Source organism: Agrobacterium sp. 22-223-1 (assembly GCF_053522385.1).
Genome location: NZ_JBNWCN010000005.1, coordinates 63,381 through 82,835 on the forward strand (window position 1 = coordinate 63,381; position 19,455 = coordinate 82,835).

General features: G+C 59.7%; 14 protein-coding genes. 11 read left to right on the top strand and 3 right to left on the bottom strand.

What is annotated here, in order from left to right:
- Positions 1-21: 21 nt before the first annotated feature.
- From ACQZ60_RS19600 to ACQZ60_RS19625, 6 genes are all read left to right on the top strand, one after another.
- On the top strand, positions 22-1,404 hold the full coding sequence (locus tag ACQZ60_RS19600; RefSeq protein WP_020812724.1) for a dihydroorotase: 1,383 nt from the start codon (positions 22-24) through the stop codon (positions 1,402-1,404).
- Positions 1,404-2,642, top strand: coding sequence for a Zn-dependent hydrolase (locus ACQZ60_RS19605; RefSeq protein WP_020812723.1), 1,239 nt, complete (start codon positions 1,404-1,406; stop codon positions 2,640-2,642). The genes ACQZ60_RS19600 and ACQZ60_RS19605 overlap by 1 nt, the downstream gene beginning before the upstream one ends.
- Before the next feature lie 2 nt (positions 2,643-2,644).
- The gene (locus ACQZ60_RS19610) at positions 2,645-3,736 is read left to right on the top strand and encodes a DUF917 domain-containing protein (protein ID WP_020812722.1); all 1,092 of its coding nucleotides are present in this window, start codon (positions 2,645-2,647) and stop codon (positions 3,734-3,736) included.
- A gap of 2 nt (positions 3,737-3,738) precedes the next feature.
- Positions 3,739-5,397 (top strand): urocanate hydratase, encoded by a 1,659-nt coding sequence (locus tag ACQZ60_RS19615; protein ID WP_020812721.1) that lies wholly within the window; start codon positions 3,739-3,741, stop codon positions 5,395-5,397.
- Positions 5,398-5,500: 103 nt separating this feature from the next.
- Positions 5,501-6,808, top strand: coding sequence for an MFS transporter (locus ACQZ60_RS19620; RefSeq protein ID WP_020812720.1), 1,308 nt, complete (start codon positions 5,501-5,503; stop codon positions 6,806-6,808).
- Between the two features lie 142 nt (positions 6,809-6,950).
- Positions 6,951-8,615, top strand: coding sequence for an HAL/PAL/TAL family ammonia-lyase (locus tag ACQZ60_RS19625; protein WP_448735935.1), 1,665 nt, complete (start codon positions 6,951-6,953; stop codon positions 8,613-8,615).
- 325 nt (positions 8,616-8,940) lie between these two features.
- On the opposite strand, the gene ACQZ60_RS19630 is transcribed toward ACQZ60_RS19625, so the two are convergent.
- From ACQZ60_RS19630 to ydiJ, 3 genes are all read right to left on the bottom strand, one after another.
- Complete coding sequence (locus ACQZ60_RS19630; RefSeq protein WP_448735936.1) at positions 8,941-9,246, bottom strand: hypothetical protein; 306 nt, start codon at positions 9,244-9,246, stop codon at positions 8,941-8,943.
- Between the two features lie 319 nt (positions 9,247-9,565).
- Complete coding sequence (locus tag ACQZ60_RS19635) at positions 9,566-10,297, bottom strand: FadR/GntR family transcriptional regulator (protein ID WP_020812717.1); 732 nt, start codon at positions 10,295-10,297, stop codon at positions 9,566-9,568.
- Positions 10,298-10,351: 54 nt separating this feature from the next.
- On the bottom strand, positions 10,352-13,405 hold the full coding sequence (ydiJ, locus tag ACQZ60_RS19640) for a D-2-hydroxyglutarate dehydrogenase YdiJ (RefSeq protein ID WP_448735937.1): 3,054 nt from the start codon (positions 13,403-13,405) through the stop codon (positions 10,352-10,354).
- A gap of 97 nt (positions 13,406-13,502) precedes the next feature.
- On the opposite strand from ydiJ, the gene ACQZ60_RS19645 reads away from it, so the two are divergent.
- The 5 genes from ACQZ60_RS19645 (at position 13,503) to ACQZ60_RS19665 (ending at position 19,455) form a co-directional block, all read left to right on the top strand.
- Positions 13,503-14,252: an SDR family NAD(P)-dependent oxidoreductase gene (locus ACQZ60_RS19645; protein WP_448735938.1), complete on the top strand. Its 750-nt coding sequence runs from the start codon at positions 13,503-13,505 to the stop codon at positions 14,250-14,252.
- Positions 14,245-14,985, top strand: coding sequence for an SDR family oxidoreductase (locus ACQZ60_RS19650; protein WP_448735939.1), 741 nt, complete (start codon positions 14,245-14,247; stop codon positions 14,983-14,985). Before ACQZ60_RS19645 ends, ACQZ60_RS19650 begins: the two co-directional genes overlap by 8 nt.
- A gap of 102 nt (positions 14,986-15,087) precedes the next feature.
- Entirely contained in the window at positions 15,088-15,714 is a 627-nt protein-coding gene (locus ACQZ60_RS19655) for an SDR family NAD(P)-dependent oxidoreductase (protein WP_080853775.1), read from the top strand.
- Positions 15,704-17,380: a thiamine pyrophosphate-binding protein gene (locus tag ACQZ60_RS19660; protein ID WP_059757537.1), complete on the top strand. Its 1,677-nt coding sequence runs from the start codon at positions 15,704-15,706 to the stop codon at positions 17,378-17,380. Before ACQZ60_RS19655 ends, ACQZ60_RS19660 begins: the two co-directional genes overlap by 11 nt.
- Complete coding sequence (locus ACQZ60_RS19665) at positions 17,377-19,455, top strand: hydantoinase/oxoprolinase family protein (protein ID WP_448735940.1); 2,079 nt, start codon at positions 17,377-17,379, stop codon at positions 19,453-19,455. The genes ACQZ60_RS19660 and ACQZ60_RS19665 overlap by 4 nt, the downstream gene beginning before the upstream one ends.

Consider the following 19,455-nt stretch of genomic DNA (forward strand, 5'->3'; position numbering starts at 1 on the left):
GAAATATGACAGGAGGACGACATGGCGGATTTCGATACGGTTTTGGCGGGGCGAGTCATTCTGACCGACCGCGAGATTTCTCGAGGTTTCGTGGCCATTCGCGACGGGAAAACGGCACTCATCGGAGAAGGCCCCGCGCCGGCTGGAAGAGAAAATCATGATTTCGGCACCGGCATCCTATTGCCTGGCGCCATAGACGCACAGGTGCATTCGCTGTCGCAGAAGGGGGCGGAAGGTTTTGCGGCCTCGACCCGTGCGGCGGCGGCGGGCGGCGTCACGACAATCGTGGACATGCCCTATGATGAGGGCAATCTTGTGTGTTCCGCCGAGGCCGTCAGGCGCAAGGTCGCGATGATCGACGAAGAGGCGCGCATCGATGTCGCGCTTTATGGCACTGTCGATCCGCAAGAGGGGGCCGCCCGCATTGCCGAACAGGCGGCGGCGGGAGTTTGCGCCTACAAGTTCTCGACTTTCGGCACGGATCCTCAACGCTTTCCGCGTATCCCACCCGCGCTGCTTCGCGCCTGTTTCGCCGAGATTGCAAAGACCGGGCTCGCCGCAGGCGTGCACAATGAGGACGACGCCTATGTCCGCGCCGCGATTTCCGAGGTGGAGGCATCCGGCATCACCGATTGGCGCGCGCACGGCCTTTCGCGTCCAGAACTGGCCGAAACGCTGGCGATGCTGCAGATTTATGAAACTGGCGCCGAGACAGATTGCCCGGCGCATGTCGTCCATTGCTCCGTCAGTCGCGGCTACGAGATCGCCGAGATGTATCGCAGGAACGGCCGGTATTCCTCCGTCGAATGCTGCATTCACTACCTTGTTCTGGATGAGGAGAACGACGTCGCGCGGCTTGGCGGCAAGGCCAAGATCAACCCGCCGATACGCGCCCGCAAAGAAGTGGAGGCGATCTGGCGCCATCTGGCGGAAGGGCGGGTGTCGATGGTGTCTACCGATCATGTGAGCTGGAGCGAGGACCGCAAGACCAATCCCGATATGCTGAAAAATGCCTCCGGCGTCCCGGGGCTGGAGGTGATGGTGCCACTTTTCGTCAAGGGCGCGATCGCACGCGGTGTACCGCTGGTGTGGGCGGCCCGGCTTATGGCCGAAAATCCGGCCAGACATTTTCGTCTGGACCACCAGAAAGGCGGGCTGCAGGTCGGGCGTGACGCCGACGTCATGGTGCTTGTCGATCGGCCCGTGGTGTATGACGCGGCCAGCAGTCCTCATTCCATTGCGGGGTGGTCGCCTTATCACGGCATGGAACTGCCCTGGACGGTTGCAGCCACCTGGCGGCGAGGCGAGATGGTCTTCGACGGTGAGAACGTGCTGGCTGCGCCGGGAACCGGCATTTTCGTGCGGCCGCCCGAAACACTTGGTCTGCGCAAGGTGCTGTTGTGATGCGCCGCAATCTCGACGCGTCGATAAAGGACATAGAAACGGATCTCGACGCACTGGCGCAGATCACCGATCCGGAACGTCCCTGGACCCGTCGCGCCTTCTCGCCCCGTTTCGATGAAGGGCGCGACTATCTTCGTCGGCGTTTCCTGGGTGAAGGATTGAATGTCTCGACGGATGCGGGCGGGAACCTGATCGGCCGCCGCGAAGGCACCGAGCCGCAGGCCGGAACGATCATGCTGGGTTCGCATTCCGACACTGTGCCGGACGGCGGACGTTTTGATGGTGTTGCCGGTGTCGTCGTTGCATTGGAGGTCGCACGCATTCTCTCACGGCGCGGTGTTGCCTTGCGGCACAACTTGGCCGTCGTCGATTTTCTTGCTGAAGAAGTCTCCATTTTTGGCGTTTCCTGCATCGGTTCGCGAGCGATGGCGGGCGTTCTGCCGCAGGACTGGCTGAGGCGTATCAGTGACGGGCGCGATCTGGCGACCGCCATACGTGACGTGGGCGGCAAGCCGGAAAGTCTTGAAGCTCCCTTGGCTGATGACCTGAAGGCCTTTCTGGAACTACACATCGAGCAGGGGCCGGTTCTCGAACGGGAAAAGATTGCGCTTGGGGTGGTGACGACCATTGTCGGCATCAATCGCGTCGAGATCGAGGTTAAGGGTCGTCCCGATCATGCCGGCACGACCCCGATGGGGTTGCGCGCGGATGCCCTTGTCGCTGCGGCGCGGATCGTGAGTGAGATCGAGCGGTACGCGACGGAGCTTTCCGGTGGTCCCGGGCATTTTACCGCAACCGTGGGCGAGTTCGAAATTTCCCCCAACGCCGCCAATGTGGTGCCGGGGCGGGTCCGCATGCTGGTCGATATCCGCGCCGAGCGGGCGGAGGACAAGGAGGCGTTCGTGTCCTGGCTGACCGGACTTGATGCGGACGGTGAAAATACGATCGAAGCGCGGCTGATTTCCGGCAATCCCGGCGTGCAGATGGATGATGGATTGCAGGAGATGCTGGCAAAGGCCGCAGACCGGCTGGACACGCCCTATCGCAAGATGGTGTCGGGTGCGGGCCATGATGCGGCGTTCATGGCACGGCTGTGCCCTTCGGCGATGCTCTTCGTTCCATGCCGCGACGGCCGTTCCCATTGCCCGGAAGAGTGGGCCGATGCGGCCGACCTCGCTCTGGCGGCTGAAGTTCTGGCAAACACGATTATGGAATTGGACAGAAAAAGGGAGGGCTGAAGGTGGCCAGAATTCTGACGGAAAAAGATGTGGAACCCGCAGTGCGGGGAGGCGCGGTCTATGCGGCCGGCGGCGGCGGCTGGGTCCACCATGGACGGATGCTGGGCTACGCCGCGGTGAACGCCGGTGCGCCGGAACTCGTCTCGATTAACGAATTGAACGAAGACGAATGGGTGGCGACGGCTGCCGCCATCGGCGCGCCTGCCTCCACCACGCCCTGGGAAATGCGGGGCGTTGATTATGTCAAGGCCGTGCAGCTTTTGCAGGATGAGCTTGGTGCGAAGGTCGCGGCCCTGATGATCGGGCAGAACGGCAAGTCCTCGACCCTCAATGCATGGCTGCCTTCGGCTATCCTCGGCTGCAAGGTACTGGACGCGGTGGGTGACATGCGCGCCCATCCGACCGGCGATATGGGCGCGATCGGCATGGCTGGAAAACCGGACCAGTCGATCCAGACGGCCGTCGGCGGAAATCGCGATCAGAACCGCTATATCGAGCTTGTAACGCGCGGCGCAACCGGCCGGATCTCTCCTATCCTGCGCACTGCCTCCGACATGTCCGGCGGTTTCATTGCCTCGGCCCGCAACCCGGTTCGCGCCGGTTACGTCGCGAAGAATGCGGCACTCGGCGGAATTTCCAAGGCGCTGGAACTTGGCCATGCAATCCTCGCCGCCGAGCCTCGAGGGCATGCGGCAGTCCTCGATGCGATCCTTGCGACCACGGGCGGCAGGATCATGATCGAGGGAGAGATCACCGCGAAGGATGTCCATTATACGAATGAGGCTTTCGACGTCGGTACCGTTACCATCGGCAGGGGCGAAGGGGCGCTGACCCTGCATGTGATGAACGAATACATGGCCGTCGATGCGGTCGATGGTCGTCGCCTTGCGACCTTTCCGGATGTCATCACCACATTGTCGCAGGAGATTGAGCCGCTGTCTGTCGGCGAGCTGAAGGTCGGCATGAAGATCCACCTGCTGCATGTCCCAAAGACCCTCATTCCGATCGGCGCGGGCCTGATGGACCCGGCGATTTATGTCCACCCCGAAAAGGTCATGGGCATCAACCTGACCGACTACGCATTGGAGGCCTGAAGATGCCGAGAGAGAATCCCCGCAATCCCGGCTTCCCGATCCCTTCAGGCCCGGACCTTCGCGCGAAGGGCTGGCGGCAGGAAGCCCTGCTGCGCCTTATGGAAAACGTGCTGGCTGTCGGTGAAGACCCGGAAAATCTCGTCGTATACGCAGCACTCGGGAAGGCGGCGCGCAACAAGGCCGCATATGATGCCATCGTACGCGCATTGACGACCATGGATGAGGATCAGACGCTTGTCATCCAGTCGGGAAAGCCGGTCGGCTTGATGAAGACTTCGACTGAGGCCCCGATGGTCATTATGGCCAATTGCAACATGGTCGGCCAATGGGCCAAGGCCGAGAATTTTTATGCTCTCGAACGCAAGGGCCTCATATGCTGGGGCGGCCTGACTGCGGGGGCATGGCAATATATCGGCTCGCAGGGCGTCATTCAGGGCACCTATGAAATCTTCATGCGTATTGCCGAACGCCGCTTCGGCGGTACGCTCAACGGGCGTTTCGTATTGACCGCGGGCCTTGGCGGCATGGGAGGCGCGCAGCCGCTTGCCGGCCGCATGGCGGGCGCGGCCATCCTGTGCGTGGAGATCAATCCGGAACGGGCCCGCACCCGCAAGGATATCGGCTATCTCGACGAGATTGCCGATGATCTCGATAGCGCACTGGCACGGATTGAAGAGGCCCGCGCGAAGGGTGAGGCGCTGTCCGTCGGCCTTGTCGGCAATGCAGCGGAAATCTATCCCGAAATAGCCGCGCGGGGGATCATTCCGGATATCGTGACCGACCAGACCTCCGCCCACGATCTCGTTTATGGCTATATTCCAATCGGTTACGATCTGGACCGGGTGCGCCGCCTGCGCAGCCAGAACCCGGATGAGCTGATCGAGGCCGGCAGGGCGTCGATTGCCAAACAGGTAACAGCCATGCTGGAATTCCAGCGGGCCGGCTCGGAGGTTTTCGACAATGGCAACCTGATCCGCACGCAGGCGCAGGCCGGCGGCGTTGCTGACGCCTTCGACATTCCGGTCTTCACCGAAGCCTATCTGCGCCCGCTGTTTTGCCGGGCGATTGGTCCCTTCCGCTGGATGGCCCTGTCGGGCGAGACCTCGGACATTGGGCGGATAGACGAGCTGGTGCTGGAGATGTTTCCGGACAACAAGATCGTTACCAACTGGATTTCGCTGGCGCGCAAGCATGTTCCGTTCGAGGGGCTGCCGGCGCGCATCGCCTGGCTCGGCCATGGCGAACGAAGCGCACTCGCACGGCGGGTCAACGGTCTGGTCGCTTCGGGCGAATTGAAGGGGCCGGTTGCCTTCTCTCGCGATCACCTCGATTCAGCCGGCATGGCGCATCCGAACATCATGACGGAGAACATGCTCGACGGTTCGGACGCCATCGCCGACTGGCCGCTTCTCGACGCGATGTTGCTCTGCGCTTCGCGCGCCGACCTCGTCGCGCTTCACTCCGGCGGCGGGGGTTATGCGGGTTTCATGACCTCGGCAGGGGTCACGATCGTCGCTGATGGCACCAATGCGGCTGACGACCGGCTCTCGCAATCGCTCGATAACGATACGGGGCTCGGCGTCATCCGTTACGCGGATGCGGGCTATGCCGAGGCACAGGATGAAATTGCCAGCAAGGGCATAAATCACGTGCAGATCTGACAGGTCAAAGCGAGGAGACGCCATCAATCGCCACGAAGGGCGGAAAATTACGATCACCAATCAACATCGCCTGCCGGCACCGGCAGGCCAAGAGGGGACAATAATGGAAAAAACATATCAAAATTTGTCAGTGACACCGGCCAGACGGTCATCACCGGAGCGCGCCGTTGCAGCAGCATCGATAGGCAATGCCCTGGAATGGTATGACTTCACCGTCTATGCGCTGTTTGCAATCTACATCGCCCATAATTTCTTTCCCGGCGGCGATCATACAGTCGAACTCGTGAAAGCCTTTCTCGCTTTTGGGCTAGGCTTCGTGATCCGTCCCCTGGGAGCCATCGTGATCGGGGTCTATGGCGACAAGGCTGGCCGAAAGGCCGCACTGTTCCTGACCATCATGATCATGGCGGCGGGCACCCTGTTGATCGCGGTGGCGCCGACTTATGCCGCGATTGGTGTGGGAGCGCCGCTCATGATCCTTGCCGGACGAGTGCTTCAGGGCTTCTCCGCCGGTGGAGAAATCGGCGGAGCAGCCGCCTTTCTTGTCGAACATGCGCCCGCTGACAAAAAAGGCAAATATGCTTCCTGGCTGCAGGCAAGCATGGCGATTTCCAACATCATGGGGGCACTCGTCGCCTTTGCGGTTACCTCGCTTCTGACGGAGCAGGAGATCGGAGACTGGGGCTGGCGGATCCCGTTCTTCATTGGCGTATTGATCGCGCCGGTGGGCCTGTGGCTGCGCAAGACGCTGGACGAAACGCCGGCTTTTCAGGCCGAACAGGCAAGTCTCGAGAACCAGTCCGCCAAAACACCCCTGAAGCTCGTCTTCTCGGACTATTTCGGCCATCTGATCAAAGGCTTCGCTTTCTCGATCCTGTGGGCGGTCTGCGTTTATGTGCTGATCATCTACATGCCGATCTTCGTTCAGCGTGCTTTCGGTTTCAGCCCTTCGGAGGCGTTTACGGCATCGCTGATTGGCAACGTCTTCCTCGCGGTCGGTTGCGTCAGCGCCGGCAGCATTTCGGACAGGATCGGTCGGCGCTTGATGCTTACCATTGCCGCCGGCGCGATGCTGGTCGCGGTCTATCCCCTGATCTGGTGGCTGCAATCTTCGCCAACGCTGACGACGCTCATCATCGTGCAAAGCCTCTTCTGCATCATGGTCTCGGGATATGTCGGGGTCGCACCTGCAACCCTGTCCGAGGTTTTCCCGACGAATATCCGCACCACCGGCATGTCATTGGCCTACAATGCCGCCGTGACGATCTTCGGAGGATTTGCCCCGGCGACGCTGACCTGGCTTGGCAGCACGGGCATCGGTTATCACGCGCCCGGATTTTACGTCATGGCCGCCGCATTCATATCGCTGATAGCGGTCCTGATCCTGCCGAAGCCGTATTCCACGAACTAAAGGAGATGGGCCGCTCAAGGCCCAGCTCGCCCAATTGCTCCACCCGTCATGTCTGGAAGTTTCCAGTCGAAGCGAAGCCGTTTCGACACCGGACAGTGCTGCAAACATGACGGCATAATAATAACCAACTCAAGGGAACATCATGTCTGTTAAAAACGGGACTATTCATCGCTTCTCCATTGTCACAGCTTTTGCGATCGCCGGGCTTGCTGCTTCAAACGCACGGGCGGAACATTGGTCCATCGACGGTCAAAACCTGACCGTGGAACAGGTCGTCGGCCTGGCGCGGGACGACAGCGCCAAAATTACTCTCACCGAGAGCGCGGGCAAACGGATCGCCGAAGGCTTCGATCTGGTGATGGAGGCCGCCCTGCAAGGTAAGGCGGTCTACGGCCTGACGGTCGGCGTTGGCTGGAACAAGGATCGCCCAGTTTTTGCGATGAAGGACGGCAAGCGCGTGCTGGACGACGATCTGCTGAAACTGTCACGCGCCTTCAATTCGACATCTCTGCGCGCGCATGGCGCAGGCGTGGGTGAGCCGATGGCGGTCGAGGCCGTGAGGGCGGGCATGGCGATCCGTCTAAACCAAATTGCAACCGGCCGAACCGGCGTTCAGAGCGCTGTCGCGGAAATGTATCGACAGTTTCTGGAGCAGGGGATCACCCCGGTCGTTCCTTCACGCGGTTCTGTTGGAGAGGCGGATATCACCCTTGCCTCCCATATCGGTCTGGCGATGGTCGGCGAGGGGGAGGTCTTCATGAAAGGCAAGCGCATTCCCGCAGCGCGCGCCCTGACTGACGCCGGCATCGCTCCGCTCGAGCCGGTTGGCAAGGATTTCCTTTCGATCCTCAGCACGAATGCGCTGACCGCCGGGCAGGCTGCCCTGCTGGCGCACGACACGGCGGGTTATCTCGAAAAGGAAGCCGTTGTCTTTGGTTTGGCACTGGAAGGTTTTAACGGCAATGTCGCCCCTTTCCTCGCGGCGACGAACGAGCTGCGCCCCTTTGCCGAAAATACATCCGGGGCACTGATGGTTCGCTCTGCCCTTGAAGGCAGCTATCTCTGGTCACCCGCGAAGGATCGGGCACTGCAGGACCCGCTGTCTTATCGCACCATGGCCTATGTGCTTGGCGGAGCCGAAGTTGCGATGCGGGATCTGACCAGGGCGCTGGAAATCCAGATCAATCACAGTGATGACAATCCGGGCGTAGTTGCGGGAGCCTCGGACGACAAGGCTTCCGGACAGGTCTCGCAGTATTTTATCGAGGGCGAAGTATCGGGAGCGATCTATCCGAGTGCAGGTTTTGAGATGCTGCCGGTGGCCTCAAGGGTTGAGGCTCTGAACACGGCGCTGGTGCGTCTGTCACAGGCCATTACGATGCAGACGATCCGCTTCGAGAACCCGGATTTGACGCATCTTTCGCGATTCCTTGCTGCTGAAACCAATCAAGGACATGCGTTTGGCGCGATCCAGAAACCACTCGTCGCGCTTCTGGCCGAAAACCAGCAGATCGGCGCGCAGGCTCCCGTCGGCTCGATTGCGATGGCAGGAAATATCGAGGATCTGGACAGTCACGCACCGCTTTCGGTCGCCAATCTCGACCGAATTCTGGATAACCTCTACTGGATGTCCTCGATACAGTTGCTACATGCCGCGCAAGCTGTTGATCTGCGCAAGCCCGGGCAGTTGGGAGCGGGAACAAAAGCGCTGTTTGAAGATTATCGCAGAACTGTGCCCTTTGTGGCGACGGACCGAATATATACCAATGATTTCAATGAGGGTTATCGTTTTCTAAGGGCCCGTTGAGCGGTTGTTATATTGGTTGTCGAACCAGATGAGAGGACCGACGTCTTCGGCCCCGTTTCGCAGAGCAAATAATCGACGCTGCGCACGGCCCGAAGACTTCGGCCATCCCTATTCGTGAGGAACTCTATATGGGATGCGTGCTTCGGGTTCCTCTCGGATAAAAACCGTCGTGACCGCTGATCCCTTGCATCTCCTCAAAACCGTCTATGGCGACGATACGTTTCGCGGAAGGCAGGCCAACATCATTCGGCACGTATGGCGGGAAGCAATGCTTTCGTTCTAACGCCGAGGATGTCCATGGCCCAGGCCCTGTCCGAAGGGAACCTCAGATCCCAGACCCATCAAGCTCCCGGGCGTCCTCGCCTTCCCAGGGAGCGGGCATCGTAAGGCCATCGATATTGGCTGAGGGCATAGGCATCCAGCACTTCAATTCCGGCTCCGAGTATTCGATGATCCGCCCCGGCGAAGAGTCCGAAGCGCGCCAGCCTTCTGAACCGTAGTGGTCGCCCTTCGACCAATACGCAAGGTCTACCTGGGACGGCCCTTGTTCGGACGACCGTATCGTGATGAGAATCCGATCTCCGTTTTTCGGCGCGCTTGCCATATGGCGCCATCGTTGTGGCTGATCCATCGTTTCCCCCCCTGTTTCGGCTTTCAAGTGTCGCCTCACCATCCAGGAGGGTCAACTCAAACTTTGTATGACCCTGAATCGATCCGGCGGGTGTTCGATCTCCCTGCAATGAACTCGGCCCTCAACGGCTCGCGGGGCTGCGTCGCACAAAAGGTTTGCTGCCGATTCTAGGGATGCTCTTCGTCTTCGATGCTTTTGGCCAGCAAGTTTTCCGTCAGTCTCTCGAGCCGGGCAAGAGTTTCGCGGCCTCGAGTTGGCCGAGTCGTTCTTTGCCCCAGTCCTCTTTGGTTTGGCTATCCAGAAACACGCCTCGCCCCAATTACTCCGCAGCTTCGCTGCTTGCCGGCTCGTCCAGCAATGCACGATATCGATTGAGGCTTTCCTCAAGATGGGCTGCGATTGCATTCTTGGCGCCTTTGGCGTCGCCCTGAGTGATTGCTGACAATATGGACGCGTGCTCTTTGTTGATTTTTTTGAGATAGGTCTGGTAGGCGCGCGATGACTGGCGATGTTTGAACACCAGTTCGAAGTTGATATTCTCCATCACTGCTTCCAGAAAGCTTGGAAAGTGCGGGTTGCGTGTGGCCCGCGCAATCGCAAGGTGGAATTCGAAATCGGCGCGTGCCTCGATTTCAGCGCTTTCAGTTTCAAGCGCTTCGAGGTGATCGTAGGCTCGTGCGATCTCTGCCAGCGCCTCCGGCGTTCGGCGCGTTGCAGCGAGAGCTGCCGCCTGCATTTCGACGCCAAGCCGCAATTCGAGAATCTGCATTGCTGAACGAATGTCTTCTATCCGGCTGATCTCAAAGTTCAGTGTCTTTGCGTCTTTGTCTGTGACAAACACGCCTGCGCCCTGGCGTGCTATGACCCTGCCGGAAACTTTGAGCGACATAAGCGCTTCGCGAATGACCGTACGCGATACGCCGAACTCCTCGCAAAGCTGGGCGCTGGATGGTATCTTTTCTCCTGCGGAATAAAGGCCTGAGTCGATGCGCTCGTTGAGCTTTGCAACAACGATTTCCGCCAGATTGCCGCGTTGCGTAATGATCGACAATGGATGCCCCTGCTCACCTATCGGTTAAATTTAACACATATCACATATCACATATCATTCCACTTTGCGACGCATCGTTTTTAAGGCATCCGACAGCGTCTCCAGGGGATGCGGGAGCCGCCTCCGATCGATTTCCTTCACCTGAGAGCGGCATGAATAGCCCGTTGCCATCGTAACCATATCGTCGGAACGCGCGACTTCGGCAGACCAGCTCATCCCATATAGTTTTTCGGATATGTCGCGGTTGCGCACTTCATGTCCGAAGGTTCCCGCCATGCCGCAGCAGCCTGTGTTTGCGATTTGCAGATCCATGCCGAAGGCGTTGAAAACCTCTTTCCACTGCATCGACGAGGAGGGCGTATTGGTGCGCTCCGTGCAGTGCGGCAACAGTCTGAATTGCCGGCCACTCCGGGTCACTCCCGCCGTATCTCTCAGCTTGGTGATATCCGCCAACCATTCCTGTGGAAGGAGCACATGCGTTGACGTGTTCACACCGTACAGTTCCCTGTATTCGCTGCGGAAAGCGAGCGTCATGGACGGATCGAGACCAACCAGCGGAACGCCGGTTGCAGCAAGCCGTTGAAGTTCGCCCGAGGTTTTCGAAGCGGCCTTTCTGAATCGGTCGAGGTAACCGTGGACATGCAGCGCCTTGCCGTTCGTCAGGGGCGGTGCGATGAACGGGATCAAGTCGAGCAATCGCGCAACCTCTATCGCGGCAACGCCCACGGACGGATCAAAATGGGCTGTGAAGGCGTCAGGCACGAAAATGACGACGCGCTCTCGTTGATCCGGAGGCAACGACTCGATCCTGTCCGGCCTTGCGATTTCGACTCCCATACGCGCTGCCAGTCGCGGGAGCGGCGAGGACGCCAGGCCGGGAAGCGCTGTGAGACCTGCCAGCCTCATCACGGCCCGGCCGGGTGAACTGCAAACCAGCAGATTATAAAGCGAGCCCAACCTGGCCATGAGCGGCAAGGTGCTCTCGATGCTGGCGACCAGCGGATCCTTCAAAGGCCGCAGGTACCGGCCGTAATAAAGGTTCAGAAACTTCGAGCGGAAAGCAGGCACGCTGACCTTTACCGGGCACTGGCCCGCGCATGCCTTGCAGGCAAGACAGGTATCCATGGCTTCCCGCACTTCATGCGAGAAGTCGGAACGATTGGCCGGATTGAGCGTGTTGAACATGCGCCTGACAAATGCCAGAGCCTTTCCAGATTTGCTTAGTCTTTCAGCTTCCCTCCTCGGGTCGACGCCCCGTTCGGCGAGAAGCCGCAGCCATTCCCGCATCAATGCAGCGCGACCTTTGGGCGAGTAGATACGGTTCCGGGTCGCTTTGTAGGACGGACACATCGGGCTCGTCGCATCGAAATCGAAACACGCACCGTTTCCATTGCAGTATGCGGCATTGTCGAAGGCGGCGCGGATGTTATTGCCAATCTCCCTGTCAACGGAGCCCCGCAGGGGCACATCGTCGATCTTCAGAAGCGGTTCATTGTCAGGCGTTGCAATCTTGCCGGGGTTGAGGCGGTTGGCCGGATCGAACGCCCGTTTGATTTCCTGTAGACGCGGATAAAGGTCGCCGAAGAACTCGGGAACATATTCGGATCTGACGCCCTTTCCGTGTTCGCCCCAAAGAACGCCGCCATGCTTGCGTGTGAGGGCAACGACGGCGTCGGTAATCTCGCGAATGAGCGGCACATGGTTCTTACGCGTCAGGTCAAGGGCTGGCCGAACGTGAAGGACCCCGGCGTCGACGTGGCCGAACATGCCGTAGGAAAGGCCGGCCCCATCGAGCAGCGCACGAAACTCTCTGATGTAGGCGGCGAGGTTGGCTGGAGGAACCGCTGTGTCTTCGACGAACGCAACGGGACGAACCGGCCCATCCACATTGCCCAGAAGGCCAACGGCCCGCTTGCGCATGTTCCAGATCGCCTCGATATCGGCAGCAGCCGAAGCGATGGTGTGGCCCTTGCTGCGAATTTCGGCCTCACCCTGCAATGCAGACGTCACCGCTTCGACTTTCAGGCGCAACTCCGCCGGATTGTCGGCCAGCACCTCAACGATATTGATGCCGTTGGTTGAGTGCTCTCCATCATCGGGAAAAAATCTGGCAATGCCGCTCCAGACAATGTCGCCTTTCGCCAAGCCCAGCACCTTCTCGTCGATGGTCTCGACCGAGGCTACGTTAAGCGCGGTGAGGCGCCGGGCGTCTTCCAGGGCGGCGTTGAAATCGGCGTAACGAACATTGACGAGCGCCGAATGCTCTGGAATTGGCAGCAGGTTGAGTTCGATCTCGGCGATGACAGCCAGCGTGCCCTCGGATCCGCAGAGGACGGCATTGAGATCGAAGCGTCCGTCGTCGCGACGGATATGCGCCAGGTCGTATCCCGTCATGTAGCGGTTGAGCCGGGGAAAAACCTCTGCGATCCTGGCGCCGTCATCCCGCGCGATGCGGTCGATTGTACGATGGATCTGCCCAATGCGATCCGTGCGGGCCATGATTTTGGCGAGCGAAGCGTCATCGAGCGGGTGGGACCACCAGTCGGTTGCGTCACTCAGGATCACTCTGAGCCCGAGGACATGATTGCTCGTTTTCCCGTAGAGGCATGAGCCCTGACCGCACGCATCGGTCGATACCATGCCGCCTATTGTCGCTCGATTGGACGTGGACAGTTCCGGAGCGAAGAAAAGGCCGTGTTCCCTGAGCGCGACGTTGAGCTGGTCCTTGACGACGCCGGCCTCCACGCGGGCGATCCTGCGCGCCGGGTCGATTTCGAGTATTCTGTTCATGTGCCGCGAACAGTCAACGACGAGCCCGGTTGTCAGAGACTGGCCATTCGTTCCCGTGCCGCCCCCGCGCGCGACGACCTGCATTGTTTCGAAGCGTGCTTCGGAAAGGACGTGCATGAGGATTTTTATGTCCTCGACATCCTTGGGAAACACCACGGCCGACGGCTCCACCTGGTAGATGGAATTGTCCGTCGAAAAAACGGTGCGCGTTGCAGCACCGGCATCGGCGTTGCCGGAAAACCCTGCCTCTACGAGACGTTCAAAAAAACCGGCGGTATCGGCACGAGGGGCGCCACTCGTCTGCAGCCTTGGGATCATGAGTTTTCGCAGAAAAATTTACTTGAGGTTGGATTAACTTGGCATATAAGTGATAACATACAAATAAGGTGGCGCAACTGAAATAGAGAGGTGGAACGTGAAAGATCAAACAGCAGTCATCGTTGGCGGAGCTTCGGGTCTTGGCCTGACGACGGCAAAGCTCATGGCGTCTCACGGCGTTGCCAGGATTGGCCTCATCGATAGAAATGCGGAATTGCTCGCGTCTTCGGCGGAGACTTTGCGGGCCCTCGGTGTGGAAGTCGCAACGTCGGTTGCTGATATCGCCAGATCCGAGACCGCTCACCGTGGCTTCAACGAGATTGCGGAGAGGCTGGGCAGGGTACATTGCCTGATCAACAGCGCGGCGATCTATCCACGCAAACCGATCCTTGAAATCACCGACGAGGAATGGGATCTGGAAAACGCGATCAACGTCAAGGGCACGTATCATATGATGGTGGCGGCCATTCTTCATATGCGCCAGCACGTCAATGCGCCGGAAGTGACTGGCCGTATTGTCAACGTGACGTCTGTCGATGCTTTTAAAGCGCACCCTCAAAACGCTCACTATGCAGCAACAAAAGCGGCAGTCATCAGCCTCACCAAATCCTTCGCTGCGGAAGTCGCAAAAGATCAGATCCTCGTCAATTCCGTTGCACCTGCGGGTTTTGCCACGGATCGCGCCAAGGAACTCGGCTTTCTTCCCGAGCTTGCGAAAGCGAGTGCGTTGGGTCGCGCCGCAGAGCCTGTCGAAATGGCCGAATGGATCGTCATGATGGCGTCAAGCCGCAATACCTACGCGACTGGCGAGAACGTCGTCATCAGCGGGGGCTACATCTATGTTTGACGTCTATCGCAACGCCGTCGTCACAGGGGCGACTAGCGGCATCGGCAAGGCCGCAGTGCTTGAACTCGCCCGGCGCGGCCTGACGGTCTATGCAATCGGCCGCAACCGGGAACAGCTCGATGAACTGTCCTCTGAAAAAGGTGTCATCGCGGTTCAGGCGGATGTGCGGGAGACGGAAAGGATCGCAGATGCCGTCAAGGGCGTAGAGATCGACGTTCTTGTCAACAATGCGGGCATCCTCTCCACCCGTGCGACGTTCCACGAGATCGATCCCGCCGAGATCGACGCGATGATCGATGTCAATCTCAAGGCGCCGATGCATCTCACACGGGCGCTCCTGCCGGGCATGGTTGAGCGCAGGCGCGGTCATCTGGTTTACATCGGCTCAAGCGGCGGTCAGGCGCCATATCCGAATATGGGCGCCTACGGCCCATCGAAGGCGGGTCTCAGCCTCTTCTGCGACAACCTGCGATGCGATCTTCTGGGGACGTCTGTCAGGGTAACCGAAGTGGTGCCGGGACGGGTCCAAACGGACCTCTACCGGACGGCAATGGCAGGAAACTCTGCCCGCACGCTGCTTTATGACGGCTATCGTCCTGTTCAGCCGGAGCACGTTTCATCGATCATCGTCAACGCGATTGAGCTTCCGGTATTTGTCGATGTCGCACGCATCGAGGTTTTCCCGACAGACCAGGCGACCGGCGGCGGTACGATGGTCAAGTTTCAGGAGTAAGGATGCTCGCAGCAACAAGCATTACTTGTCGAAGTTTTTCATTTTCTTGATTTCGCCGGTGCGGCGATGTGGTCATCATCTTTGCAAATATGAGGGTGATCGATGTCGAGGGCACTTGTAACAGGAGCAACAAGGGGGGCGGGCCGTGCGGTGGCGGCGGCACTTGCTTGCGCCGGCTATGAAACTTGCGCCCTTGGGCGCGACAGGCTGGTTCTGGAAGAGCTTCGCAGCGATTTCGGCGTGCTTCCCATGGCGATCGATCTGACCGATCGTGAGGCGGTGCGGGTGATCGTCGAGGGTATGAAACCCGATATCGTCGTGCACGCCGCATTGCGGTGGCCCACCGAAAAGGCGTTTGAGAAGCTTCAGGAAGCCGACATAGACATGGCTCTCGAAGTGAACCTCTCCGCAATGTTTCATCTGACGCGGTTGGTCCTGCCGGCGATGAAGGAGCAGGGGCTTGGCGCTCTGTTTGTGGTTTCGCCTCACTCCGGCGAAAGCCCGTCGATCCTGGAGCGAAGCGTAGCCGGCGCGAATGATGCATTTGTGGACGCCCTTCAAGGCGAACTGGCCGACGTCGGCATTACGGCACAGTCGATCATTTGCGAAAAACCTCCGTTTCATTCGCTGGTCGCCTCTATTCTCGAACATCTGGAAACCGTCGGTCTGGCGCCTTTACGCTACAAAGCCGACGCTCATAATCATCAGGGAACGCGCAATGTTACGTAATGGTGGGCAGCTTTTGGTCGAATGCCTGTTGGCGCTCGGTGTGCGCAAAGGCTTCGGAGTGCCGGGAGAGAGTTATCTTGCCGTGCTGGACGCGTTGCATGATACGGTCGGCAGGCTCGATTATGTCGTGTGCCGCAATGAAGGAGGCGCCTCTTTCATGGCTGCCGCCTATGGCAAGCTGACCGGTCAGCCCGGCATCTGCTTCGTCACCCGTGGCCCTGGAGCCACCAATGCCTCGATCGGCGTTCACACCGCCATGCAGGATTCCTCGCCGATGATCCTGTTCGTCGGCCAGGTCGGCACCGACATGAAGGGCAGGGAAGCCTTTCAGGAAGTAGACTACAAGGCCACATTTGGAACGGTGGCGAAATGGGCCGTCGAGATCGATCAGGTCGAGCGCATTCCCGAAATCGTCGCCCGCGCCTGGACGATGGCGGTTACCGGCCGTCCCGGCCCGGTTGTCATCGCCCTTCCGGAAGACATGCTGACGTCAATGACGGAAAAGGCGCCGCTTTCCGGCCCGGCCGAAATCATCGAGGCCGCGCCTTCGGAATTTGCCATGCAGCGCCTTGTGACGCTGCTGTCGCAGGCCAGGCGTCCCGTCATTCTTTATGGTGGCTGTAACTGGGAGGAAGGTTCGGCCAAGCGCCTTCAGGCTTTTGCGGAAGCATCCGATATCCCGGTCGTTTCTGTGTTTCGCTATCAGGACCAGTATGACAACGCTTCCGTCACTTTCTGCGGCGAAGCCGGAGTGGGTATGGTTGCGTCGGTGAAGGAACTGCTGCGCGATGCGGATGTGATCCTCGCGATCAATAACCGCTTCGGTGAAAACTCCACCGATGGATATACGCTGTTCGACGTCCCGCAGCCGCGTCAGCGCATCATCCACGTGCACGGTTCCGATCTGGAGATCGGCAAGATCTACCAGCCTGAACTCGGTATCCATGCCGGCCCGAATGCCTTTGCCGAAGCGCTCTCGGCGCTCGAACCGGTCAAGGGGCCATGGGCCGAGTGGCGAAAGAAGGGCCGCGCTGCTTACGAGGCAGGGTTTAACCTAAAGGATCTGCCGTCGCCGGTCGATATGGGCAAAGTCACAGCCTATCTCAACGAGATATTGCCGGAAGACGTCATCCTGACGAATGGCGCGGGCAACTTCACCGTCTGGCCGAACAAGTTCTTCAGGTTCGGCACCAGGGCCCGGCTTCTCGCCCCGCAGTCCGGTGCGATGGGCTATGGCGTACCGGCGGCGATTGCCGCCAAGGTTGCCTTCCCGGAGCGCACAGTCGTCTGCTTTGCCGGTGACGGTGATTTCCAGATGAACTGCCAGGAACTTGCAACGGCCCTGCAACACGGAGCACAGCCGATCATCCTTCTGCTGAACAACGGCATATACGGCACGATCCGCGCCCATCAGGAGCGTCATTATCCGGCCCGCGTCTCGGGAACCGAAATGGTCAATCCGGATTTTGTCGCTCTTGCCAAAGCATATGGTTTCCATGCCGAGCGGGTGACGGCGACGGCTGACTTCGCAGAAGCTTTCGAGCGTGCGCTTTCCTCCAGAACCGGTGCGCTTCTCGATCTCGATATCTCGCCGGAAGCTTTGACACCGAGACAGACCCTTTCCGAAATGCGCCAGGCCGCGCTTGCCAAGAAGGAAAACGCATGACCATCGGAAACGACATCCGCCTCGGCGCAGATATCGGCGGTACGTTCACCGATATCGCCCTCGACGTGCGTGGAACGCTGTATTCGACCAAGGTTCTGACCAATTATTCAGCGCCCGAACAGGCCATTCTGGACGGTATCGACATCGTCATCCGCGATGCTGGTATCGCCATTTCGCAGATCGAGCTGATCATTCACGGTACAACGCTTGCCACCAACGCGTTGATCGAGCGTCGTGGCGCGCGCACCGCGCTGGTGACGACCGAGGGTTTTCGCGACGTTATCGAGATGCGTACGGAGAACCGCTTCGAGCAATATGATCTCGATCTCGTTCTGCCCAAACCGCTCATTCCACGGGAAGACCGGTTCCCGGTCAAGGGCCGCATCTCGGCGCAGGGTACGGAACTTCAGCCGCTGGACGAGCAGGCGCTGGAGGAAATCGCCAGACAGATCGCCGCGGAAGATTTCGGCGCCGTCGCCATCGGCTTCATTCATTCCTACATGAACCCGGACCATGAACGCCGCGCCCGCGAAATTCTCGCCCGAACACTCGCTCTGCCGATCTCGATCTCCAGCGAGGTTTCGCCGCAGATGCGCGAGTTCGAACGGTTCAATACTGTTTGTGCAAACGCCTATGTGCGCCCGCAAATGGCCGACTATCTCAATCGCCTCCAGGTCCGCCTCAAGGAAATGGGCGCCTCCTGCCCGGTCTTCATGATCCATTCCGGCGGCGGCCTCGTCTCGGTAGAGACGGCGGCCGAATTTCCCGTGCGCCTGGTCGAATCCGGCCCGGCTGGCGGTGCGATTTTCGCAGCGGATGTGGCGCGCCGCTTCGATCTTCAGCGGGTGGTCTCCTACGATATGGGCGGGACGACGGCAAAGATCTGCCTCATCGAGGATTTCCAGCCGCAGACCGCCCGGACGTTTGAGGTTGCGCGCACCTACCGATTCTGCAAGGGATCAGGCATGCCGATCTCCATCCCGGTCATTGAAATGATCGAGATTGGCGCTGGCGGCGGCTCGATCGCCTGGGTCGATGCCATGGGACGCATTCAGGCGGGGCCTGAATCGGCTGCGTCCGAGCCGGGTCCCGCCTGTTACCAGCGTGGGGGCGAGCGGCCGGCAATCACGGATGCCGACCTTGTTCTCGGCAAGCTCGATCCCGACAATTTCGCTGGCGGCAAGATCAAGCTGTCAACCGCGAAGGCGTCCGTCGCGATAGCCCGCGACGTCGGCGACAAGCTCAGGCTCGATCCGCTTTCGGCTGCTTTCGGTATCGTTGAGGTGGTGGATGAGAATATGGCCAATGCCGCCCGCGTCCATGCGGTTGAAAACGGCAAGAACATCTCGGAAAACACCATGATCGCCTTTGGCGGTGCCGCACCCCTGCACGCCGCGCGGCTCTGCGAAAAGCTCGGCGTCGACCGCTGCCTCATCCCGCAGGGCGCCGGTGTCGGGTCGGCGATCGGCTTCCTGAAGGCTCCCTTCGGTTATGAGGCGGTCGGCTCGCAGATCATGGGCCTGTCGGCTTTCGATACCGTCCGGCTCAACACGCTGCTGGACGACCTCAAGGAGACCGCCGAGGGTTTCGTGCGCGCCGGCACGGCTGGCAAGATCAGCCGTGAGGTGGTGGCGTTCATGCGCTATCGTGGCCAGGGTTGGGAAATTCCGGTCAGCCTGCCGGATCGTCATTTCCAGGCTTCCGACAGCGCCATGATCGAGGAGAATTTCAGGGCGCGCTATGCCCAGTTCTTCGGCCGGGCAGTGGAGGGGCCTGAAATCGAATTCGTCACATTCTCCGTCAAGGCGCAGGATGTGCGCCCCGGTGGTGAGCGCCATGGGCTGATCTCCGCCGGCAGCTCGATTGACACCCCCGTCACGCGCGATGTGTTCGATCCAGCCGCGGGAGCACCCCTTAAAACGGCCATCGTGGAACGCTCGGCGATCAAGGTCGGCGAGCGTGTTACCGGTCCGGCGGTTATCGTCGAGCGTGAAACCTCGACCATCGTCACCTCGCCGTTTGACGCCATCGTCCAGAGCGACGGCACCATCCTTCTGATCCGAAAGGAACTGTAA